This is a genomic window from Natronolimnohabitans innermongolicus JCM 12255 (assembly GCF_000337215.1).
GTDB classification, from domain to species: Archaea; Halobacteriota; Halobacteria; order Halobacteriales; family Natrialbaceae; genus Natronolimnohabitans; species Natronolimnohabitans innermongolicus.
On the sequence record NZ_AOHZ01000086.1, the window covers coordinates 53,744 to 75,062 of the forward strand.

Below are 21,319 nucleotides of genomic sequence, written 5' to 3' on the forward strand. Positions count from 1 at the left end.
ACGACCGATAAACGAGAGCCGACGAACGAAGAACGGCGGATCGCCGGTATCAGGACCGTTCCTCGCCGCCGCTCGGAACGCGGGACTGTCCTCGTTCACGCTCCTGATACTGGGTTACGCGGGCCTGCTTTCGCTGCTCGCGTTTCCGACGGGCCTCCCCGTCCATCATGTTCTGGCTCCAGTTGATCCCCGAGTCGGTCTCGAGCGAAACGGCGTCGACGCCCTCTATCGACCCGACGCGATCCTCGACCTCGTCGATGAAAAACGGGATCTGCATGCAAAACGGCGACGTCAGGTGCATCGAGACGGTAACGTGTCCGTCGTCGATCTCGATCTCGTCGATCAGGCCCATCGAGACGATGCTGAGGTCGGTTCCGTTCGCGGCGCTACACGGATCGACGATCTCGTCGAGTCGCTCGCGAACGCGGGCTTCGTCCATCAGGCCACCTCCTCGGCCTCGATGGCGTCCGTGGTCGAGTACGGTTCGGCGAGCCCGTCCTCGCTTCGATGTCGGTCGAACTCGTCGCCGTCGATTCGCGACCGCGCGTCGTCGATGTCCAGCCCGATGAGTTCGGCGTAGTTCTCGCCGAGTATCTTCCGTTTGTGCTCGTCGGTGAGCCGTGGCAGTTCGCCCATCGTGCTCGTGTTCTTCCGAACGTCGTCCGGGAACTCGAAGTCGCGAAACGCCTCGAGTTGCGGTCTCGGGTGGACCGACATCGCGCCCGAACTCCAGAACAGCCGATCCATCCCGTCCTCGCCGACGAGGCTGATCAGTTCGGCCAGAATCTCCGCGAAGCGGCGCTCGTTGCCGAGCAGGATCGGCGGCACGCCCTCGAGGTTGACGTGGACGTTCGGAAACCGCGCGAGCTGCCAGGCGGTCTCCTCGGTGAACGCGAACCCGCCGTGGACGATGCTGAAGTCGAGGTCCGGGAAACTCTCGGCGGCGACGTCGACGTCCCGCGGATGGTACGGCCCGCGCGGAACCGGCCCGAACGGGATCGCTTTGTGGATGTCGATGAGGTCGATACCGAGGTCGATCGCTTTCTCGAACACCGGAAACGCCACGTCGGGGTCGCCCATGCTCCAGCCCTCGTGGTGGTCCGCGCTCCAGTGGGACGGGTAGAGCTTGACCCCGATCGGATCGAACGACTCGACCTGTTCCTCGAGCGTTTCCTCCCACTCGTCTCGAAGCGGGTCGACGGCCGCGTACGATCGAAACCGGTCGGGCCAACGATCGACGACGTCGCCGGCTTTCTCGTTGGCGACCAGCCCGTCGTGAAACGCGTACATCGGGACGGGATGGAACGTCGACATGTCCGTGTAGCTCTCCCGGAACAGCATGTTCGCCGTCTCCTCGACGCTCCAGTCGCGAACGAACCCCTCGGGCTCGAGGCTGTACTCTTCGGGCATGACGCCGTCGACGGTGCCGTAGAGCATCTCCGTGATCCCCTCGGCGTGTTGCTCGTTCCGATAGTTCGCCGGTTCCAGGTTGTACGCGTGGGTTACGGCGTCGTAGACGAACGTCTCCTCGAGGTCGATCATGTAGTCTCTCCTCCGGCGAGTACGGTTCGTCCGCTCGACGGTTCGATCCTTATCATGATGTTAGGTACCATGAGTCACAGTAGACCACTCCTGTCATTAAATAGCTATTGGAGGGCTGTAATGAATGACCGGTCCGGTATCGTTGCCACTGAACCAGACCACACACTGGTCGCGACGCTGCCTGTCGGTCAGTTGTGCAGTGACGTTCAGCGGCGGCCATCTCTGGCAGGGGGGTCTGTAGTAGCCACTGAAATGATTTACATACTGATCACAACGCTGTACTGCGATCAGGTGTGCATTGACTTTCAGTGGCTACTATGACTCGAGTGAGGTGTTTCGACACGCTATCCGATCGGTCCTGACAAACCAGTGATACGTACTGGTGGCCGGTAACCGATAGTCTCCACCCCGCTCACCAGACATAGATTTATATGATAACATATGGTGCCTCTCCCCATGGCTGATATTGACAATCAACAGTCAGTAACGCGGCGACAGCTGCTAGGAACCGGCGCAGTAGCATGCGGGATTGCGGTGACCGGTTGCGTCGGCGGGAGCGGTGATTCGATCGCCTATATTAGCCGCGGTGGTGCCACGCACGACGCAGAACGGGAGGTGATGGCCGAGTGGTCCGAGGAGTCCGATATCGAGGTGACACACCAGGAAGTCGCGGACGATACCGAGATGCTCGAACTCATCGACGCGAACCCCGAGGAGTTCGATTTCACGAACCCCGTCCCCGCAGCGTTTGCCCAGCACAGCCTGTTGTACGACGAGGAACTGTTCACCGAGATCGATTTCGGCGAAATTCCGAACTATAGTAGTCAGTGAAACGATTTACACACCGATCGCGACGTCGCCCTGCGATCGGGTGTGCATTGACTTTCACTGACTACTATACGACAACATCAAGGACTCCTGGCAGGAGGCGCCGTTTCTCCAGGGCCACGACTACGGGGCGTTCTACTACAACAACTCCCAGGGGATCGCGTACAACACCGAACACGCGGAGCCGACCTCGTGGGAGGATATCAAAGATCCGGAGCACGAGGGGTAACTCACGCTCCACGACAACGCTCTCGCACGGTTCGCGAACACCTGCGCGCAACTCGGTCTCGACCCGGGCGAAGCGGCCACCGACGAGGCGTTGTTCGACGAGGTGTTCGACGAGATGGCGGAGCTACACGAGAACGTCTTCACGTACTGGGTCGCCGGCGACGAGTGGATGCGATTGCTTCGGGAAGAACAGGCACACCTCGTCGAGGGGTGGGGCGGTCGAACTGAAACGCTCATGGAGGACGGAAATCCCGTCGATTACGTCATCCTGGAGGAAGGCTGTCTCACCTACGCCACCGGATTCGCAATCGTCGACGAAAGCGACATGAAAGAGGAGGTGTACGACCTGCTCAACTTCATCTACGAACGAGAGAACGCCGTCAGCCTGTCGCTCGGCCACAACTACCCGGTGCAACTCGAGGGTCCGCCCGAAGAGATCACCGAGCGGTTCGATTACGTCGAAAGCCCCGACGACGTCGTCTGGTTCAACTGGGAAGAAATCCTCCCGATACAGGACGAAATCGAGGGACGGTTCGATCAGATCAAATCGTTATAGATCGCTGTCCTCGAGCGAGCCGCGACGATCAAGAGGACGGCCAGTAGCCACCATCACCGAACGCGAGTTCGCATTCCTTTCCGATACTGTACTAGCCTGATACACGTTCGTTTTATACAGTAGCTCGCGAAGGAAGTAGTATGCCCACTCTCGAGACTGACGTCCACGAACTGATCCGCGATTCGGTACGGGACCTGGCCGCCGACTTCGATTCGGCCTACTGGCGAGAACACGTCGAGGAGAAACGCTTTCCCCAGGAATACTGGGAGGCACTCGCCGACAACGGCTGGCTCGGCGTCGCGATCGACGAGGAGTACGGTGGCGAGGGGATGGAGATGCACGAGATGGCGATGGTCATCGAGGAACTGGCACGCGGCGGCGGGCAGGGCGGCATCATCTTCATCCTGACGCCCGTTTTCGGCGGGATCAGCATTCAGCGACACGGCACGGACGAGCAGAAATCGACGTATCTTCCCCAGATCGTCGACGGCGAGATGAAGTTCTGTATGGGGCTGACCGAAGCGAACGCGGGGACGAACACCCTCTCGATCGAGACGTCTGCTTCTCGAGACGGCGACGAGTTCGTCATCCACGGGGAGAAGACGTTCATCAGCAGCGTCGAAACCGCAGACGAGATGCTGCTGGTCGCCCGGACGTCGCCGTTCGATCCGTCGAACCCCGTTCACGGCGGCACGCTGTTTCTGGTCTCGGATCCGGCCGAGCGCGACGCGATTTCGCTGTCGACGCTCGACACGGCGGTGCCGTGGTTCGAACACCAGTATCAGGTCTCCATCGACGGGCTCCGCGTTCACGAAGACGACGTTCTCGGATCGGTCGACGACGGATTCAAACTCATGTTCGACACCCTCAACACCGAACGCATCGCCGGCGCCGCCAGCGCGCTCGGCGGCGGACTGCGCGCGGTCGACCTCGCGGTCGACTACGCGAACGACCGCGACGTCTTCGGACAGCCCATCGGCTCCCACCAGTCGATCCAGCACCCGCTCGCCGAGTCCTACGCCAAACTCACGGCCGCTCGAGAGCTCACCTACAGCGCGGCCGCGAAGTGGGACGCCGGCGAGGACTGCAGTATGGAGACCAACGCCGCGAAACTCCTGACGAGCGAGTTCAGCACCGAGGCGGCCTCGAGAGCGATCCAGGCCCACGGCGGGAACGGTTTCACGGAGGAGTACGAGGTGTACAAGATCTGGCAGAACTCGCGGCTCACACAGACCGTGCCGGTTTCGAACGAGATGGCGAAAAACCACATCGCGGAGCACCACCTCGGACTCCCACGGTCGTATTAGCCCGACACGAGTCACGCAGGAAAACAGTTTTACCTCCTGTCGTGATATCCGATATGGGATGCCAATAGGTACCATTACACGCCGCGAGGCGCTCGGCGGGCTCGGCGTCGCCGGGGCCGGCCTCGTAGCCGGTTGCGTCGGCGGCTCCGACGACGACGAACTGCACATACTCACCGACCTGTCGAGCGACGAGTGGCAAGAGTACTGGGAGAACGACCTCATCCCCGGCTACGAGGAGGAGTACGGTCTCCCCGTCGAACACGAGTACACCGGACTCGACGAAGTCGGGCGACAGCGGCTCGCGACGCTGATGCAGGCGCAGGATCCGCCCGGTATTTTCCACGCGAGCCTCCCGGAGATCGGCGATCTCGTCAACCAGGGACAGCTCGCGGAAGTCAGCGACGTCCTCGAGGACCTCGAGGAGGAGTGGGGCGAGCCGGTCTTTCGATACCTCCTCGAGCCGGACGACGGCCAGATCGTCAATATTCCACACGGACCGTACATCGGGTGTCTGCAGTACCGCGAGGACCTCTACGAGGAACTCGACCTCGAGGTCCCCGAAACGTGGGACGACCTCCTCGAGAACGCGCGGGCGATAGACGAGATGGACAACGACGTCCGCGGGTTCGGACTCGCGGCCGGCCCAGAGGGGAAACCCGACGCCGACTTCTCGTGTTGGCTCGCGAACGCGGGCGGCAACCGGTTTCGATGGAACGGCGACGACGTCGAGTTAGCCTACGACGAAGACGACGTCCTGGCCGTCTTCGAGTTCCTACAGGAACTCGCCCAGTACTCGCCCGACCCGTCGAGTCTGGATTACGGGACGACGATCGAGTACTGGGCCAGCGGCCGTCTCGGCCAGTGTATCATGCTCAACGCGTGGGTCTGTTCGGCGGCCTACAACGCGGGTGCGGAGGAGGTCGCGCTCAACACGAAACAGGAGGTCGTTCCGCACCGGGAGGGCGTCGATCCGGACGTCCGCGGCTTCGTCACGATGACCGGCGCGCCGGTGCTCGAGGGTGCGACCCACACCGACGGCGCGAAAGACTTCAATCGGTACATGTACGGCCCGGAGCGCCACATCGAGGTCAGTTTGATGGAGCCGATGCGATTCCTGCCGCCGTACGAATCCATCCTCGAACACGAGGAGTACCGCAGCGCCGACGTGTTCCAGATCGACGACGGCTACTTCCTCGAGCGCAACGAGTACCTCCTGCAGGAGATCGCACCGCAGGTATCGGATCCGGAGAGCCCGACGACGCCGGAGACGCTCGGCCTGCTGTCGTTCGACATCGACTCCCAGATGATCAACCGCCTCATCGTCGAAGAGGAGGATCCCGAGGACGTCTACGAGTGGGGGATGGACGAACTCGAACGGCGGTTCGAGGACGTCAAAGCGGACGCGAACTACTGATTTCCAGCGTCGAGCCCCACTTCGCTGGTCGCGATCGTATCGAACAAAACATCTATACCTGCAGACAATGTGTCTGTAACACATGTCATATGGTAGCGCATACGAAGCCGTCGCGGACCTGCACGACAAAGAGGCCGGCTGGGAGGAACACGTCCACGTAGGGAGCAAGGAATCGCTCAACCTCGCCACCGAAGCGCTCGGCCGCCACGGCGACTCGTCGGAAACGGGACTGCGAATCCGGGACTTCGAGACCGGCGAGACGGAGACGTACACGTTCGCCGAACTCGACGCCGCCGCCAACCGGGTCGCGAACTACCTGGTGGAACACACCGACCGCGGCGCTCGCGTCGGGGCGAAACTGCCCACCCAGTTCGAGCTGTACGCCGTCGTCTTCGGGACGATCAAGGCGGGTCGAATCTACCTCCCGCTGGCGCCCGTCTTCGGACCCGACGCGCTGAACTATCGCCTCGAGGACTCGCGGACGTCAGTACTGTTTACGACCGAACACGGCTGCGAAACCGTCGACGCCGATCTGCCGGCGCTCGAGCGGATCGTCACGGTCGACGGCGGCTCCGTCGACGGGTCGGCGACCGTCGACGACTACGACGCCGTCAGGTCCTGTGACGACTCCTTCGAGGCGGTCGAGACGCACCCGAACGATCCGTTCACGCTGACCTACACCTCCGGGACGACGGGATCGCCGAAGGGCGTGCTGAGTCCGCACCGCGGCCCGGTCGAACTCTACGCCTTCACGGAGTACGTCGTCGACCTGCGTCCCGACGACGTCTACCTCGTCGCGGCCTCGCCCTCGTGGTCCTACGGCCTCAACATGGGGACGATCATGTCGGGCATCCGCGGGACGGCGATCGGCTGCTACCGCGGCCAGTTCAATCCTCACACGTTCTTCGAAACCCTCGAAGAGTGGGACGTCGACAACGCGATGATCCCGCCGACGGCGCTTCGACAGTCCCGGGCCGCCGGGATCGACCTGGGAGAGTACGATATCGATCTTCGCGTGCTGATCTCGGCGGGCGAGGCGCTCGATCAGGACACCGTCGACTGGTGCGAGGGCGGCCTCGGCGCGCCGCCACAGGACTCCTACGGCCTCACGGAGGGCGGGATGGTCGTCTGCAACTACGCGTTCGACGACTGGGAGGTCAAACCCGGGAGTATGGGGAAGGTCCTTCCCGGCGCCGAGGTCGCCCTGTTGGACGAAGACGGGAACGAAGTCGAACAGGGCGAGGTCGGCGAAATCGCGATCAAGCGCGACGAGGCTCCGACGGGCTCGTACTGGGGGCGTCCCGAGCAGTCCCTCGAGACGTTCACCGGGCTCTGGCTGCGGACGGGCGACCTGGCCAGACGGGACGAGGACGGCTACTTCTGGTACGTCAGCCGCGCCGACAACGTCATCATCTCCTCGGGCTACCGTATCGGCCCCGAGGAAGTCGAGGAGACGCTGTTGAACCACCCCGCCGTCGAGGAAGCGGCGGTCGTCGGCAAGGACGACGACACCCGCGGCGAGATCGTCGCGGCGTACGTGACCCTCGTCGGCGAGCACGAGCCGTCCCCGGAGCTCGAGGACGAACTCAGCAACTTCGCCCGGGAGGAGCTCTCGAAACACGAGTATCCGCGCGAGATCGCGTTCATCGACGAACTGCCGAAGACGGCGAGCGGGAAGATCAAACGCGCCGAACTCGCGGACTGAGCGGCCCGCGGACCGAAACTCGTTTGGCTCCGCTCCGTGAGGATCGGAGTAGGACCACCGATGCAGATCGATCCGCGCGACGACACGCACTCGATGTACCGCACCCTGACCGGGCTCGTCGTTCCCCGCCCAATCGGGTGGATCAGCACCCGCAGCGACGCGGGCGTCGACAACCTCGCTCCCTACAGCTTCTTCAACGCCGTCAGCGTCGATCCGCCGATCCTCATGTTCGCTCCGATCGACAGACCGGACGGCCTCACGGACACTGCGACCAACGTTCGAGAGACCGAGGAGTTCGTCGTCAACCTCGTCACCCACGAGTTCGCCGAGGCGATGAATCGAACGAGCGCCGAACTGCCGTCGTCCGAGAGCGAGTTCGACGCCGCGGACGTCGAGCGAGCGCCCTCGGAGCGCGTCGAGCCCCCTCGAGTAGCGGGGGTCGCCGCCGCCTTCGAGTGCGTACTGTACGACGTCCTCGAGGTCGGTTCGAACTCGCTCGTTCTGGGCGAGGTCGTTTCGGTCCACGTCCGCGACGACGTCACGACGGACGGAAAGGTGGATACGACGAAACTCGACGTCATCGGACGCCTCTCCGGCGGGTTCTACGACGGGGTCGACGATCGATTCGAGATGAAGCGACCGGACTGATCTCCGTTCGAGGACTCGAGGGTTCGAGACCGCCCTCGAGAATGCAAAGAGTGAACTACATCCGTGCCAACGGGTAGCACATGTCTGGTTCGGACGTAACCGACGAGGTAACGCACGGAACGGAGCGCGTCAACGGCGTTTCGATACACTACGTCACCGCGGGGTCGGGACCGCCGCTGGTCTTGCTCCACGGGTGGCCCCAGACCTGGTACGAGTGGCGGGACGTGATCCCCTCGTTCGCCGCCGAACACACCGTCATCGCGCCCGACTTGCGGGGGCTCGGCGATTCGGAAACGCCCGCGTCGGGGTACGATAAGGACACCGTCGCGACGGACGTTCGAGAACTCGTTCACGCGCTCGGACACGGCGACGAGCGCATCGCGCTCGTCGGCCACGACTGGGGGATGCCGACGGCCTACGCGTACGCGGCCCAGTATCGGGAGGAGGTCGCCGCGCTCTGCGTTCTCGAGGCGGGACTCCCGGGCGTCCGCGAGGACGAAAAGCGCCACTTCTGGCACACCCGTTTTCACGGCGTGCGAGACTTGCCGGAGCGCCTCGTCGCCGGCCGGGAACGGATGTACCTCGAGTGGTTCTACAAGGAGGGCGCGTACGACCCCGCCGCGATCGATTCGGACGCCCGAGACGAGTACGTCCGCTGTTACTCCCAGCCCGGCGGACTTCGCGGAGGGTTCGAATACTACCGCGCGTACGACGACGACGCCGAGAACAACGCGGTCCACGCCGAAACGCCCCTCGAGATGCCCGTACTCGCACTCGGCGGCGCGGCGTCGTTTCGCAGCCTTCCGATCGAGGATATGAACGCGGTTGCGACCGACGTCGAGGGCGAAGTCCTCGAGAGGGCCGGCCACTGGATTCCCGAGGAACGCCCCGAGTACTTCGTCGAACGGGTGGAATCGTTCCTCGAGTCCGCGACGGAGTAGTTGCCGTCTCAGTCTCGGACCTGCCGGGGAGACGGACGTGAAAAACGAGAGGCGCGTCGACTACCGTTCCAGGATGTTCACGCAGGAGACCGCACCCGTCGCGTTGCGCCCGATCCCGATGTTGTGCTGGAGGCCGACCTCGGCGTCCGGAACCTGCACGTCGCCGGCCTCGCCTCGCAGCTGTTCGAAGATTTCGGCGATCTGTGCGACGCCGGTCGCCCCGATCGGGTGCCCTTTCGAGAGCAGCCCACCGGACGGGTTGACCGGCTTGTCGCCGTCGAGGTGCGGAACCCCGTCGTCGATGAACGCGCCGGCCTCGCCCTGCTCGCAGAAGCCGAGATCCTCGTAGGTGATCAGCTCCGTGATCGAGAAGCAGTCGTGGACCTCGGCGACGTCGACGTCGTCGGGGCCGTACCCCGAGCGCTCGTAGGCCATACTCGAGGCCTGCCTCGAGGCGGGGAAGTTCGTCAGCGCCAGGTCGTCGCCGCGCATGAACGAGTCCGTCGAGAAGCCGTAGCCGGCGACCCGAACCGGCGCGTCGGTAAACTCGCGGGCGCGTTCGTCGTTGGTCACGAGCACCGCACACGCCCCGTCGGTGACCGGACAGCAGTCGTAGAGGTTCAGCGGGTACGAGACCGTCGCCGACTCCGTGACGTCGTCGACCGTGCACTCGAACTGCTGGTGGGCGTGGGGATACTTCGTCCCGTTCTCGTGGTTCTTGACGGAGACCTCCGCGATCTGCTCGCGGGTGGTGTCGTACTGTTCCATGTGACGCGTCGCCCGCATCCCGAAGAACGCCGGCATCGTCACGCCGCGGCCGCGCCAGAGGCGCTCTAAGGCGGCGCCGCCGATGAGCCCCTCGGTCGAATCGAGCATCTTCTCCGCCCCGATGACGAGTGCGACCTCGACGTCGCCGGCTTTGACGGCCTGGACCGCGTTCCGGAACGCGTCGCTGCCGGTCGCACAGGCGTTGACGATCTGCGTCGCCGGCTTCTCGAAGAGGCCGGTGGCGTGCGCGACCGACGCACCCGACGCCCCCTCGTTCGCGATGTCCAGCGTCCCGTACCAGATCGCGTCGATGTCTTTGGTCGGTTCGATGCCGTGATCGACGCTCTCGACGAGGTCGAGGTAGGCGCCCTCGAGGAGGTCGTCGAACGACCACTCGTACTTCTCCCCGAAGTCGATGATGCCCGAACCCACGACGTGTGCGTCGGTCATCGTTTCACCTCGCGGGGCACGGCGAACTTGAAGGAGTTGATCGGCCGCTCGCCGTCGTCGAACAGCTCCCGGAAACGGGCCTCGACTTCGGTCCCGACCGACAGCTCGTCGAGTTCCGTCTCGGTCAGCAGGCCGTAGACGCGGGCGGACTCGCCCTCGCCGTCAGCCTGTGGCAGGTCGACGATGGCGAGTGGCTGTGGCACCTCGATGTCGTCGGGAAGGTACTCCTGGACGACGAAGGTCTCGACCTCGCCGCGTTCAGCCAGCCGGACCTCCTCGAACGTCGCCGGCGCGTCGCCGCAGCGTTTGCACGTTCGCCGTTCGTCCGGGAACGACACGTAGCCACACGACTGGCACTCGAAGGCCAGCAGTCGCTGATCCTGCGCTCTGGTTCGGTGATATCGCGGTCCGCTCATGCGTTTGGCACCCCCTGGTAGTCGTATCGCTCTCGGTACTCGAGGTGTTTGACGTAGGGGACGTACTCCTTGGCCTCGAGTTGTGCCGCGACGGTCAGGCCGTCGGGATCGGTCGCCCCGTCGCCGACCGTAACGACGACGGCGTCGGCGCCGCCCTGACCGTAGGCGACCGCACCGATCGTCGACCCCGCATCGACGGACTCGATCGCGTGACACAGATCGAGCACTAGCGTCGCCGTCCCGGCGTAGCCGACCTCGTTGAACGTCGACACGCGTTCGGCGTCGATCGACTCGAGCGCCGTCCGGGCGAGGCGGAAGCCGGGAGCGCTGGCGACGCCGTACTCGAGGTCGGCGTCGGTCTCCGCCCGGTCGAACGCCGTCGACGCCGCCGGAGCGACGCCGTGTCGGCGCTCGAACCGAGCGTCCCCCGCGGTGGCCGACTCGCCGTGTTCGCGGTGGCGCTCGAGAAAGCCCGTCGTCGCCTGCCCGACCGCGTCGACGGTGGCCATCGGATCGTCTCGGTCCGGCCGGAGGACGAGCGCGCCGGCGCCGGCGCCCATCGTCGCTTCGTCGTCGCCGCCGGATTCGACGGGCATGACGTCGACTGCCGCGACAACGGCGGGCTGGTCGGTCGCACGAACGTACTCGCCGGCCGTTACCAGCGCGTCGGCCGCCGCGCGAGCGCTTCCCTGGAAATCGCCGGTTCGCACGTCGGTCGACGTTCCGAGCCTGTACGCGAGCTGGGCGGCGATGCCGTGTTCGGCGAACGGATCGGTGATGCTCGCCGTGAACACCGCCGCGACGTCCTCGGCCGCCGTCGCGGATCGCTCGAGGGCGGTCGTCGTCGCCTCGCTCGCCATCGTTACGTGATTTTCGTCGCGAGCGGGAACCGCGCTCTCGCCGCGTCCGCGACCGCCGTGTTGTGCGGCGACGTCGTCGCGATCGATTCGATACAACGGGACGTAGCCGCCGATCCCGTCAACGACAACCATCGGGTCGACACCTCTGTTGGTAGATCATGGCACACTCAACGAGTACTCCGTCGTCAACTGACATAATAAGTGTACGGGTCCACCCGACGAGACGTATCCCGCGTCTCGCATTTCGTTCCGGAAGATGTCGTCTACGGGCTGATAAGCGCTGCTACCGTACCCCACACGGTCGAATCGTAGACCAGGGTACAACTAAAACGTTGGATGATAATAATTGACAATGAACATCGTTCGCATTCGTCACGAAAGATCGCTCGGCTTCGATTAACGGCCTAAGTCCGTTATGGGGCTAAATATCGGCCTCACCGCCATTCGAGAAAAACGGTGTGGGTTGCTGTTACTGATCACACACATTCTGCTCGAACGCTCTCTCGTGAGTATCGGTATCACGGTCGTAGACGACGGTTGCGGGCGGACGACCGCCTCGAGAGGGGAAACTATATGTGACACACTCACACCTGTCGAACTATGACAACCGAAATTTCCGACGACCCGCGCTCGGAACTCGCAACCTTCGTCGCGTCGCTGTCGTTCGACGACGTTCCCGACGACGCCGTCACGTTGATCGAGCGCGCCGTACTCGACACCGTCGGCGTCACGCTCGCCGGTTCGACGACCGACACCGCCCAACGGGTTCGCTCCGCGGTCGCCACGACCGGCGGAGACACGACGCTTCTCGGCGTCGACGACTCGCTTCCGCGGTCCGACGCGGTGTTCGTCAACGCCACGGCGGGACACTGTCTCGACTTCGATGATGTCGCGTTGCCGGTGATGGACGGCCACCCGAGCGTGCCGATGGTCGCGCCGCTTCTGGCCGTCGGCGAGGGGCGAAACGCCACCGGCGAAGCGCTCATCGCCGCCTACGCGGCCGGGTTCGAGACCCAACACTACGTCGCCCAGCCGATCAGTCCGACCCACTACGAGGACGGGTGGCACGCGACGTCGACGATCGGAACCTTCGGCACCGCGGCGGCCGTCGCCCATCTCTTAGGGCTCTCGGCCGAGGAGGTCGCCCACGCGGTGAACATCGCCGCTTCGATGCCCGCCGGCCTCAAGCGCAACTTCGGCTCGATGACGAAACCGGTCCACGTCGGGCAGGCCGCGCGGTCGGGGACGACCGCCGCGTTGCTCGCCGCCGAGGGCGTCACCGCCGACGCGTCGGCAGTCGCCGGCGACCGCGGCTTTCTCGACCTCTACAGCAGCGACGAACCGGACCGCGACCGGTTCCCGGTGCTCGGCGAGGAGTGGGCGCTGTCGACCGACGGCATCGACGTCAAGAAGTACCCGTGCTGTTACTACACCCACGCCGCGATCTACGGCGCGGCCGAACTCTCGAGGGAGCACGAGATCGATCCCGAGACCATCGACGCCGTTCGCGTCACCGCGTCCAGGGGTGCCGAGGACGCGCTTCACCACGCGGATCCGTCGACGGGGCTCGAGGCCAAGTTCTCGATGGAGTACGTCGTCGCTCGCGCCCTCGTCGACGGCGGCGTCGGACTGGCGGCGTTCGACGACGACCGGGTCGGAGACGCCGACGTGCAAGCGATCCGCGAACGCGTTTCGTTCGACGTCGACCCCGACCTCGAGTACGACTCGAACGCCGCGACGATCGAGGTGACGACGACGGCCGGTGCGGAGTACGAGCGAACCCAGGAGCGACCGCCGGGGACGAACGCCGAACCGCTCTCCCTCGAGGAACTCCAGGACAAGTACCGCATGTGCGGCGAGCGCGTCGACGGGTTCGACGCGGTCGAGTCGACGCTCGAATCGCTTACCGACCTCCGATCCGTCTCGGACGTCTCGACGGTACTGGCGGAGTTCTAGACGGCGTCTCGCCGTTCTCTTCGCGGTTCGTTGGCGGTTCGTTGCTCGCCGTTCGGTTTCGCCGACTGTCGAACCGATCACTCCGATCCCGCGTCGAGACACTGGCGAAACCGACCGGCGCGAGCCCGGCTACTCCCGCGGGACGAAGACGGGAACCGCGGCGTCGGCGTCCTCGACCGCCTTGAACCGAACCGTGACGCGAGTCCCGATCTCGACGTCCTCGGGGTCGCACTCGAGGTTCGTCATCACCCGCGGCCCCTCCTCGAGTTCGACGTACGCGAGGACGAGCGGCAGGTCCTCTTCGGGCCAGCCGCTCATCGACTGCGTCGCGGAGTACGAGTAAACGGTTCCCTCTCCGGACGCTTCCTTCCACTCGACGTCGTCGCTGAAGCAGTCGGGACAGAGCGCTCGCGGGTAGTGGTAGACGAGACCGCAGTCCGTGCACTCGCGGACGAGCAACGTGCCGTCGGCGGCGGCCGACCAGTACCGCTCCGTCTCCGGCGTGATCTCCGGCGTCGGTCGCGGCTCCCAGCTCATCGGTCCTCACCTCCGAGGACGACGGTTGCCGCCCCGTGGCGGGTGCCGATGCTGCCGCCGGTCCCGTGTGCGAGCGCCAGGTCGGCGTCGACCTGTACCTCTTCGTTGGCCTCCCCGCGAAGTTGTCGAACGGCTTCGATGACCTTCGTCATCCCGCCGCGGTTCGCGGGGTGGTTCGAACACAGGCCGCCGCCGTCCGTGTTGAACGGCAGGTCTCCGTTCGGCGCTTTGAGCGCGCCGTTTTCGACGAACGTCCCGCCCTCGCCCTTCTCGCAGAAGCCGAGGTCCTCGATCGCCTCGAGGACGGTGATCGTAAACGAGTCGTAGACCGACGCGTAGTCGACGTGTTCGGGGCCGACGCCGGCCTCCTCGAACGCGCGTGTCCCGGACTGCTCCGCGGCGGTTCGCGTGAGGTCGATTCGACCCGCTCGGTGGTGTCCGACCGCCTCGCCGTGGCCGAGCACTTCGACGCACTCGCGCTCGAGTCGCGATCGAACGTCCTCCGAGACGACGAGTACCGCCCCGCCGCCGTCGGAGATCACACAGCAGTCGAGCAGGTGCAGCGGGTCGGAAACGACGCGCGACTCGACGACGTCGTCGACCGTCACCGGCTCCTGGAACATCGCGTCTTCGTTGTACTGGGCGTGGTGTGACGCGGCGACGCGGATCTCGGCCAACTGCTCCGGCGTCGTCCCGTGTTCGTGCATGTGCCGCTTGGCGGCCATGCCGTACATGCCGATGTTCGTCGCGCCGTAAATCCGCTCGAAACTGTCCTGTGCCGATCGAATGCTCCGGGCGCCGGAGCCGGTCGCCTGTCCGCGCGACCGGGGTCGGCCGGCGAGGGTGATCAGCGCGACGTCGCACTTGCCGTCGCGGATCGCGCTCACGGCGTGACCGACGTGACTGATGTACGAAGAGCCGCCGTAGTCCGTCGTGTCGGCGTACGAAACCTCGAGGCCGAGGTAATCGGCCATGATGAGCGGCGACAGGCCGCTCTCGTACTCCGGGACGCCGGCGGTGAAGTACGCGTCGACGTCGTCCTTTGCGAGTCCGGCGTCGGCGAGCGCGCCGCGTGCGACCTCCGCGTGTAACTGCATCGTCGATTTCTCCGGTGCTTCTCGCGTCGGGTGCTCGTAGGCACCTGCGATGTAGGCTGACGACTGTGCTGCCATTGGGTAGTGGTTTTCTCACTCCTACCTAAATGTTACCGTCTGACTGGGTCCCGGTCGACGTCGTCAGCGTTCGGTTATCGGGAACGGTTCCCAGCCACGGGAGTGGACGGCCGTTTCGGGCTGTTTCCGCCACGAATCGCCATCGACACTATCCCGTACTCACGACCTGTCGAAGCCTCGTCCGTACCGATTCTGTCTTTCTACGGTCTCTCTGTGTTGATACCCGTATCGTGGGGTCCACGGCTCCGACCGACGGTGAGCGCCCGGGTGTTCCGCTTCTTCGAACGAATTCTTGGCGCTCGACGCACTGCTGCCGCAACATTTACAAATGTACTAATGTAACTAATTCTCGACGTGGCGCGCCTACGAGTACTGAATGTTGAGTTCCAGTTCGTTCGCGGTGCCGAGAAGCAGGTTCGGAAGCGTCTCGTTGAACAGCGTTTTCTGGAACCGATGTGTTGGTCCCGAGACGCTCAGCGCGCCGAGGGGCTCGCCGTCTTCGTACCGAACCGGCACGCCGATCGCTCGGAGCCCGCTCGTGTTCTCCTGGTCGTTGGTGCTGTAGCCGCGGTCGCGAATCTCCGCTAATTCCGTCCAGAGCGCCTCCTCGTCGGTCGTCGTGTGCTCGGTCAGCGCCGGGAGCCCTCGCTGGTCGATGATCTCCTCGATGCGTTCATCCGAGAGGTTCGCGAGGATGGCTTTGCCGGCCGCGGTCGCGTGGATCGGGATTCGCTTTCCGATCTCGGAGTCTGTGTGAACGGCCCGGTCGCCGGTCTCCCGAAAGAGGTAGACGCCCTGCCCGTGCTCCTCGACGATAAACTGCGACCGCTCTTCGGTTTCGGCGGCGAGATCCGCCACTTTCTCCTCGGCCAACCGGTAGGCGTCGGTCCGCGTCCGCGTCTGTTCGCCGATCTCGAGAAACCGCAGTCCCGTCCGATAGACCCCGTTGTTTTCCGTCACGTACTCGAGGTCCAGCAGGGTCGAAAGGTGCCGGTGGGCGGTGCTCTTGGCGACGCCGAGCTCTCGAGCGAGTTCCGACAGTCGCATCCCGTCTCGTTCCATGAGCAACTCGACGATCCGAAACGCCGTTTCGGTCGTTTTCACCCGCCCGCGATCTTGATTCTCTGCCATGGGTGGGAGTATCAGACAATCCTCATTAAATGTTCCGGAAAGTCGAACGACTTGCCATCCAATCGAATCTCCCATTTATAAACGGTTAGCGGTGAAATCGGCCACCGTCTGTGGGAATTCGTCCGCGGTCGGCTCCGGGTGCGAGTTCTGCATCGTCGAATGGGGCTGATTCACACCGCGTGCGCAATTGAACGCCCACGCGCGGACGTCGAATAACCCGTCCAACTTTGACGCTTTCCGATGATTTATATTCTCGCTCGCTCGTCATCCGGTATGGTTCACTCGTGGAGAGATAGCGTACCGCTATCCGACGAACAAACGCTCGTCCGGGACAGCATCCGGGAGATCTGCCAGGAGTTCGACCGGGAGTACTGGCGGGAGCGAGACGAAAACGAGGAGTATCCACACGAGTTCGTCGAGACGCTCAGCGATCACGGCTGGCTCGGGATCTTGATCCCCGAAGAGTACGGCGGCGCCGGCATGCAAACGACGGAAGTCGCCGTCATGATGGAAGAGATCGCCGCGAACGGCGGCGGATTCAGCGCCGCGCAGGCGGTCCACGGCGGCATTTACAACAGCACCCCACTCGTCAAGTACGCCGACGAGGAGCTCAAGTCGGAACTGCTCCCGAAAGTCGCCGACGGAGAGGTCGCCATCCAGTCGTTCGGCCTCACGGAGCCCAACGCGGGCTCCGACTCGACGTCGATCGAGACCAGCGCCGAACGGGTCTCCGCCGAGCAACGCTCGGCTGATCCCTCGGACGTCACGGCGTCCGAGGACGGCGACGAGTACGTCATCAACGGCCAGAAGATCTGGATCTCGCGGGTGGACGCGACGGACTATCTCGTCCTGATGGCGCGGACGACGCCGCGCGAGGCGGTCGACAAACGAACGGAGGGCATCTCGATGTTCCTCGTCGACGTCGAGGAGGCTTACGACCAGGACGCACTCGAGATCCAGCAGATTCCGAAGACGGCCAGCGGATTCGTCCACTCCTACGAGATGTGGTTTTCCGATCTTCGAATCCCGGCGGACCGACTCATCGGCGAGGAGGGACGCGGATTCTATCAGGTGCTAGATGGGCTCAACGAGGAGCGACTGGCTATTGCGGCCGAGTGCGTGGGTCTCGCGGAGGTCTCCCTCGAGCGCGGGATCGAGTACGCGAACGAACGGGAGGTCTTCGGCAGGCAGATCGGCTCGAACCAGAGTATCCAACACCCGCTCGCAGAGGCCTACACCGAAACCCTGGCCGCGAAGCAACTCCTGTACGGCGCCGCCGAAACGATCGAGAGCGCGAGCCAGAAAGAAACCGGCGCGATGGCCAACGCCGCGAAGTACCGGGCGGCGGAGGCGGCGTTCGCGGCGGCGGACGCCGCGGTTCAGACCCACGGCGGGTTCGGCGTCGCTCGCGAATACGACGTTGAGCGCTACTTCCGCGAGGCCAGACTCACGCGGATCGTCCCGATCACCCAGCAGCTCGTTCTCAACTACATCAGCGAGAACGTGCTCGGACTCCCCCGCTCGTACTGATCGCTATCCACCCGACAACTCACACCAATGACGAACGACACTGACGACTCCACCGACTCCGAGGAAGCGACGGACAAACGACTCGTCGAAGGCTGGCACGGCCGCTACTACGAGGATTTCGCGGTCGGCGACGTCTACAAACACCCCTTCGGCCGCACGATCACCGAGACGGACAACGTCTGGATGACGAACGTGACGATGAATCTCAACCCGATGCACTTCAACGAGGCCTACGCCGCCGAGACGGAGTTCGGTGAGCGTCTCGTCAACGGACTCGTCGTCATTTCGACGGCCGTCGGGTTGAGCGTCGTCGACGTCTCGGTCAACGCCACCGCGAACCTCGGCTACGACGACGTTCGCCACCACAACCCCGTCTTCCACGGCGACACCATCTTCGCCGAGAGCGAGGTTCTCTCGAAGCGCGAACTCGAGTCCCGCGATCACGTCGGCATCGTCGAGACTGAGCTTCGGGCGTACAACCAACACGACGACCTCGTGCTCAGCCTGGAGCGCACGCCGATGGTGTTGAAACGCGAGCACGCCGAGCCCTCCGCGGCGAAGCCGCCCGGCTGGCCCGAGGGAATCGGAACGCAACCCGACGAGACCACGGACTGAGCTGCCGCTTGTCGACTCGTCTCGGTTCCGCTACGACGCGGTCCGAGGCGACCTCGTTTTTCTGATACCGAACGACCGGGATTTAGTCGGCCGATAGAAAGAACTAACTATCACAACTGGCAACTAACATCATGGCATCGCTTACCGATGAGCAGCAGATGCTGCTCGAGACGGCGTCGGAGCTCGCGGAAAACGAGTTCGCCGAGAAAGCGTACGAGTGGCAGGGCGAAACGCCGTGGGAGAACCTCGAGACGCTGGCGGAACACGGGTTCCTCGGGATCAACTACGACGAGGAGTACGGCGGCGCGGGGATGTCCGAGTTCGAAGCGATGTTGCTCAACGAAGCGATCGGCCGCGTCTGCCCGGACACGGCCTCGTTTCTGAACTCCATGCACATGGTCGCGCCGCGGGCGATCGACATGTTCGGGACCCACGAAGCGAAGGAAACGTACCTGCCGCCGCTGACTGAGGGCGAGGATTTCATCGCGATCTGTATCTCGGAACCAGAGGCCGGCTCCGACGTCCACTCGATGAACACGACGGTCGAGGAACGCGGCGACGACCTCGTCCTCAACGGCGAGAAAACCTGGGTTTCGCGGTTCAAAGACGCCTCCGCGGGCGTTACGTGGGTCAAATTCCCCGAGGGACTCGGCACCGTCATCGTCGATTTCGACGACCCCGGTGTCGAGGTGAGCAACCACTACACGAACATGGCCGACCACGAGCAAACCCACTATTACATGGAAGACGTCGTGATCCCGCCCGAGAACGTCCTCACGCGCGGCGAAGACGCCTTCAAAGAGCAACTGAAGGCGCTCAACTGGGAACGCCTCGCCGTCGCGTCGATCTCCAACACGTGGGCGCTGGCCGCCCTCGAGTACGCCCTCGAGTACGCCCAGGACCGCGAACAGTTCGGCCAATCGATCGCCGAGTTCCAGGGCCTCGAGTGGAAGCTGTCGGAGATGGTGACGCACCTCGAGGCGTCTCGCGCGCTGACGTACCGCGCGGCCGAGGACGCCGTCGCGCAGGGGCGGGTGCCTGATCCCTTGCAGACCGGCGCCGCGAACCTCTTCTCGGGGCAGACCGCGGAGACCGTCATCAGCGAAGCGCTCCAGATCTGCGGGGCGAACGGCTACCAGCAGGGCCACCCGCTCGAGTACCTCTACCGACTCCAGCGCGGATGGCGGTTCGCCGGCGGGACCGACGAGATCCAGAAGAATACGATCGCGCGGTGGCTCAAACGCGGCGGCGCGCCGTCGCTGTTGAACTAGGCGGCGTCGAACGGCCAGCTTTACTCGCCGTGACTGCTGTAAACTACGAGTCGTCGAACGGGACGAACGGGACGACCGCGACGCCCCTCGCCCGACGTGGCGGGCGAGGCGCGACTCTTCAGTAGAACGTCTCGCCGTTCTTGGCCTTCTCGACTAGCAGGTCGCAGGGAAGCGTCTCGGCGAGTTTGTTCGTATCCTCGTGGCGGCTGGCGACCTCGGTCAGCTTCTCGAGGATGACGTCGGCGCCGACCTCGTCGGCTTTCTCGAGGGGACCGACCGGCCAGTTCCCGCCGAGTCGCGCGCCGACGTCGATGTCCTCGACGGTGGCGACGTCGTTCTGGACCATCTTGGCGGCCTCGTTGACGATCGGCGCCCAGACGAGCAGCGTATCGAATCCCTGTCCGGCATCGACGGCGATCTGCGGTTCGTCGCGCTCGTCGTACTCGTAAAAGCCGGCGTCGGCTTTTCGACCGTACCGTCCTTTCTCGTAGAGCTGGTGGAGAAGCGGACACACCTCCGTGTCGTAGGACATCGGCCGGTCGTCCTCGAGGTGGTCCTGTTCCCCTTCGACGCGAATCTGGATTCCGCCGGTGAAGTCGGCGAGTTCGAACGGCCCCATCGGGAACCCTTCCGTGTACTTCATCGCGGAGTCGACCTCCTCGATGGTGTGTTCGCCCCGGTAGACCAACCAGGCCGGCCCCTCGCCGTAGGGCCGCATCAGCCGGTTGACGATGAACGAGGGAATGTCGATCTTACACCGGATTGGCGTCTTGTCGAACGACTCGATGAGCGCCTCCGCGGTGTCGCCCACGTCGTCGGGCGTGTGCTCGGTCATGATGACCTCGACCAGCTCCATCAGCATCGGCGGGTTGAACCAGTGGGTGCCGACGACCTGCGACGGTCTGTCGGTGACCTCCGCGAGCCGCGTGATGTTGAGTCCGGACGTGTTCGTCGCGAGGATGGCGTCTTCGGGGGCGATCTCGTCCAGGTCTTCGAAGATATCCTCCTTGACCGACTGCTGCTCGACCGCCGCCTCGGTGACGAACTCCGCACCGCCGACCGCCTCCTCGAGGTCGGTGGTGAAGGTGAGTCGGTCGAGCGCGTCGTCGACCGCTGCCTCGGTCGCGGCGCCGTTTTCGACGGACTTCTCGTAGGACCACTCGATCTCCGCTTTCGCCTCGTCGAGCTGTTCCTCGTCGATATCGTTGATGTACGTTTCGTAGCCCGCTAACGCGGCGACGGCGCCGATGCCGCGTCCCATCTGTCCGCTTCCGATCACTGCAACTGTCTCGATGTCGTCGATAGTTACGACCATACGGGTACTGTCTCAAACGATAAGCAAAAATCTACCGCTCGAGGAACCGTCGCCGTCGTCACCACCTGCGAAGGCGAACGGCGGTCGCTCCTCAATCCGCCGTCCGGTTTCGCCATCCGGGGCTCTCCC

20 protein-coding genes are annotated in these 21,319 nt (G+C 64.2%); 11 read left to right on the top strand and 9 right to left on the bottom strand.

Going from position 1 to position 21,319, the window contains the following annotated elements; all coding sequences use genetic code 11:
• Positions 1–49 precede the first annotated feature (49 nt).
• Together C493_RS18695 and C493_RS18700 are read right to left on the bottom strand one after the other, a co-directional pair.
• Complete coding sequence (locus tag C493_RS18695; RefSeq protein ID WP_007261056.1) at positions 50–439, bottom strand: metal-sulfur cluster assembly factor; 390 nt, start codon at positions 437–439, stop codon at positions 50–52.
• Positions 439–1,542 carry an amidohydrolase family protein gene (locus tag C493_RS18700; protein WP_007261057.1) on the bottom strand — a complete coding sequence of 368 codons (1,104 nt, stop codon included), beginning with the start codon at positions 1,540–1,542 and terminating at the stop codon, positions 439–441. The genes C493_RS18695 and C493_RS18700 overlap by 1 nt, the downstream gene beginning before the upstream one ends.
• A 456-nt stretch (positions 1,543–1,998) precedes the next feature.
• On the opposite strand from C493_RS18700, the gene C493_RS22830 reads away from it, so the two are divergent.
• The 7 genes from C493_RS22830 to C493_RS18735 all read left to right on the top strand — a co-directional run bounded on the left by C493_RS22830 (position 1,999) and on the right by C493_RS18735 (position 9,169).
• Positions 1,999–2,373, top strand: a complete 375-nt coding sequence (locus C493_RS22830) for a hypothetical protein (protein ID WP_152421208.1) — start codon at positions 1,999–2,001, stop codon at positions 2,371–2,373.
• A 340-nt stretch (positions 2,374–2,713) separates the two neighbouring features.
• Positions 2,714–3,154 (top strand): hypothetical protein, encoded by a 441-nt coding sequence (locus C493_RS18710; RefSeq protein WP_394295416.1) that lies wholly within the window; start codon positions 2,714–2,716, stop codon positions 3,152–3,154.
• A 140-nt stretch (positions 3,155–3,294) separates the two neighbouring features.
• Positions 3,295–4,461, top strand: coding sequence for an acyl-CoA dehydrogenase family protein (locus C493_RS18715; protein ID WP_007261060.1), 1,167 nt, complete (start codon positions 3,295–3,297; stop codon positions 4,459–4,461).
• A gap of 58 nt (positions 4,462–4,519) precedes the next feature.
• On the top strand, positions 4,520–5,875 hold the full coding sequence (locus C493_RS18720; protein ID WP_007261061.1) for an ABC transporter substrate-binding protein: 1,356 nt from the start codon (positions 4,520–4,522) through the stop codon (positions 5,873–5,875).
• An 82-nt stretch (positions 5,876–5,957) separates the two neighbouring features.
• Positions 5,958–7,580 (top strand): acyl-CoA synthetase, encoded by a 1,623-nt coding sequence (locus C493_RS18725; RefSeq protein ID WP_007261062.1) that lies wholly within the window; start codon positions 5,958–5,960, stop codon positions 7,578–7,580.
• A 60-nt stretch (positions 7,581–7,640) separates the two neighbouring features.
• Entirely contained in the window at positions 7,641–8,228 is a 588-nt protein-coding gene (locus C493_RS18730; RefSeq protein ID WP_007261063.1) for a flavin reductase family protein, read from the top strand.
• Positions 8,229–8,308: 80 nt separating this feature from the next.
• Positions 8,309–9,169: an alpha/beta fold hydrolase gene (locus C493_RS18735; protein ID WP_007261064.1), complete on the top strand. Its 861-nt coding sequence runs from the start codon at positions 8,309–8,311 to the stop codon at positions 9,167–9,169.
• A gap of 60 nt (positions 9,170–9,229) precedes the next feature.
• On the opposite strand, the gene C493_RS18740 is transcribed toward C493_RS18735, so the two are convergent.
• Genes C493_RS18740 through C493_RS18750 form a run of 3 tightly spaced genes read right to left on the bottom strand, consistent with a single transcriptional unit; the run spans position 9,230 to position 11,795 of the window.
• On the bottom strand, positions 9,230–10,387 hold the full coding sequence (locus C493_RS18740) for a thiolase family protein (protein ID WP_007261065.1): 1,158 nt from the start codon (positions 10,385–10,387) through the stop codon (positions 9,230–9,232).
• Positions 10,384–10,803, bottom strand: coding sequence for a Zn-ribbon domain-containing OB-fold protein (locus tag C493_RS18745; protein WP_007261066.1), 420 nt, complete (start codon positions 10,801–10,803; stop codon positions 10,384–10,386). Before C493_RS18745 ends, C493_RS18740 begins: the two co-directional genes overlap by 4 nt.
• Positions 10,800–11,795: a hydroxymethylglutaryl-CoA synthase family protein gene (locus tag C493_RS18750; RefSeq protein ID WP_007261067.1), complete on the bottom strand. Its 996-nt coding sequence runs from the start codon at positions 11,793–11,795 to the stop codon at positions 10,800–10,802. The genes C493_RS18745 and C493_RS18750 overlap by 4 nt, the downstream gene beginning before the upstream one ends.
• Positions 11,796–12,263: 468 nt before the next feature.
• On the opposite strand from C493_RS18750, the gene C493_RS18755 reads away from it, so the two are divergent.
• A complete protein-coding gene (locus C493_RS18755) occupies positions 12,264–13,619 on the top strand; it encodes an MmgE/PrpD family protein (protein ID WP_007261068.1) in 1,356 nt (451 codons plus the stop codon).
• Positions 13,620–13,748: 129 nt separating this feature from the next.
• Here the strand turns inward: C493_RS18755 and C493_RS18760 are convergent, their stop codons facing one another.
• The 3 genes from C493_RS18760 to C493_RS18770 all read right to left on the bottom strand — a co-directional run bounded on the left by C493_RS18760 (position 13,749) and on the right by C493_RS18770 (position 16,459).
• On the bottom strand, positions 13,749–14,156 hold the full coding sequence (locus C493_RS18760; RefSeq protein WP_007261069.1) for a Zn-ribbon domain-containing OB-fold protein: 408 nt from the start codon (positions 14,154–14,156) through the stop codon (positions 13,749–13,751).
• On the bottom strand, positions 14,153–15,328 hold the full coding sequence (locus tag C493_RS18765; protein ID WP_049889495.1) for a thiolase domain-containing protein: 1,176 nt from the start codon (positions 15,326–15,328) through the stop codon (positions 14,153–14,155). The genes C493_RS18760 and C493_RS18765 overlap by 4 nt, the downstream gene beginning before the upstream one ends.
• A gap of 363 nt (positions 15,329–15,691) precedes the next feature.
• Positions 15,692–16,459 (bottom strand): IclR family transcriptional regulator, encoded by a 768-nt coding sequence (locus C493_RS18770; protein ID WP_007261071.1) that lies wholly within the window; start codon positions 16,457–16,459, stop codon positions 15,692–15,694.
• A gap of 273 nt (positions 16,460–16,732) precedes the next feature.
• Here C493_RS18770 and C493_RS18775 point away from each other — a divergent pair, with 273 nt between their 5' ends.
• The 3 genes from C493_RS18775 to C493_RS18785 all read left to right on the top strand — a co-directional run bounded on the left by C493_RS18775 (position 16,733) and on the right by C493_RS18785 (position 19,875).
• Complete coding sequence (locus C493_RS18775) at positions 16,733–17,989, top strand: acyl-CoA dehydrogenase family protein (protein WP_007261072.1); 1,257 nt, start codon at positions 16,733–16,735, stop codon at positions 17,987–17,989.
• 27 nt (positions 17,990–18,016) lie between these two features.
• Entirely contained in the window at positions 18,017–18,604 is a 588-nt protein-coding gene (locus C493_RS18780; RefSeq protein WP_007261073.1) for a MaoC family dehydratase, read from the top strand.
• Between the two features lie 131 nt (positions 18,605–18,735).
• Positions 18,736–19,875 (top strand): acyl-CoA dehydrogenase family protein, encoded by a 1,140-nt coding sequence (locus C493_RS18785; RefSeq protein ID WP_049889496.1) that lies wholly within the window; start codon positions 18,736–18,738, stop codon positions 19,873–19,875.
• Positions 19,876–19,993: 118 nt separating this feature from the next.
• Here C493_RS18785 and C493_RS18790 read toward each other — a convergent pair whose 3' ends face one another.
• Positions 19,994–21,190: a 3-hydroxyacyl-CoA dehydrogenase gene (locus tag C493_RS18790; RefSeq protein WP_007261075.1), complete on the bottom strand. Its 1,197-nt coding sequence runs from the start codon at positions 21,188–21,190 to the stop codon at positions 19,994–19,996.
• Between the last annotated feature and the right edge of the window lie 129 nt (positions 21,191–21,319).

What these genes read in the sequence shown, in the direction of transcription:
- C493_RS18725 (WP_007261062.1), top strand. Translation starts at nt 5,958, where the DNA reads ATGTCATATGGTAGCGCATACGAAGCCGTCGCGGACCTGCACGACAAA.
- C493_RS18695 (WP_007261056.1), bottom strand. Translation starts at nt 439, where the DNA reads ATGGACGAAGCCCGCGTTCGCGAGCGACTCGACGAGATCGTCGATCCG.
- C493_RS18790 (WP_007261075.1), bottom strand. Translation starts at nt 21,190, where the DNA reads ATGGTCGTAACTATCGACGACATCGAGACAGTTGCAGTGATCGGAAGC.
- C493_RS18775 (WP_007261072.1), top strand. Translation starts at nt 16,733, where the DNA reads ATGGTTCACTCGTGGAGAGATAGCGTACCGCTATCCGACGAACAAACG.
- C493_RS18720 (WP_007261061.1), top strand. Translation starts at nt 4,520, where the DNA reads ATGCCAATAGGTACCATTACACGCCGCGAGGCGCTCGGCGGGCTCGGC.
- C493_RS18780 (WP_007261073.1), top strand. Translation starts at nt 18,017, where the DNA reads ATGACGAACGACACTGACGACTCCACCGACTCCGAGGAAGCGACGGAC.
- C493_RS18740 (WP_007261065.1), bottom strand. Translation starts at nt 10,387, where the DNA reads ATGACCGACGCACACGTCGTGGGTTCGGGCATCATCGACTTCGGGGAG.
- C493_RS18770 (WP_007261071.1), bottom strand. Translation starts at nt 16,459, where the DNA reads ATGGCAGAGAATCAAGATCGCGGGCGGGTGAAAACGACCGAAACGGCG.
- C493_RS22830 (WP_152421208.1), top strand. Translation starts at nt 1,999, where the DNA reads ATGGCTGATATTGACAATCAACAGTCAGTAACGCGGCGACAGCTGCTA.
- C493_RS18745 (WP_007261066.1), bottom strand. Translation starts at nt 10,803, where the DNA reads ATGAGCGGACCGCGATATCACCGAACCAGAGCGCAGGATCAGCGACTG.
- C493_RS18700 (WP_007261057.1), bottom strand. Translation starts at nt 1,542, where the DNA reads ATGATCGACCTCGAGGAGACGTTCGTCTACGACGCCGTAACCCACGCG.
- C493_RS18730 (WP_007261063.1), top strand. Translation starts at nt 7,641, where the DNA reads ATGCAGATCGATCCGCGCGACGACACGCACTCGATGTACCGCACCCTG.
- C493_RS18760 (WP_007261069.1), bottom strand. Translation starts at nt 14,156, where the DNA reads ATGAGCTGGGAGCCGCGACCGACGCCGGAGATCACGCCGGAGACGGAG.
- C493_RS18710 (WP_394295416.1), top strand. Translation starts at nt 2,714, where the DNA reads ATGGCGGAGCTACACGAGAACGTCTTCACGTACTGGGTCGCCGGCGAC.
- C493_RS18765 (WP_049889495.1), bottom strand. Translation starts at nt 15,328, where the DNA reads ATGGCAGCACAGTCGTCAGCCTACATCGCAGGTGCCTACGAGCACCCG.
- C493_RS18750 (WP_007261067.1), bottom strand. Translation starts at nt 11,795, where the DNA reads ATGGTTGTCGTTGACGGGATCGGCGGCTACGTCCCGTTGTATCGAATC.
- C493_RS18785 (WP_049889496.1), top strand. Translation starts at nt 18,736, where the DNA reads ATGGCATCGCTTACCGATGAGCAGCAGATGCTGCTCGAGACGGCGTCG.
- C493_RS18755 (WP_007261068.1), top strand. Translation starts at nt 12,264, where the DNA reads ATGACAACCGAAATTTCCGACGACCCGCGCTCGGAACTCGCAACCTTC.
- C493_RS18735 (WP_007261064.1), top strand. Translation starts at nt 8,309, where the DNA reads ATGTCTGGTTCGGACGTAACCGACGAGGTAACGCACGGAACGGAGCGC.
- C493_RS18715 (WP_007261060.1), top strand. Translation starts at nt 3,295, where the DNA reads ATGCCCACTCTCGAGACTGACGTCCACGAACTGATCCGCGATTCGGTA.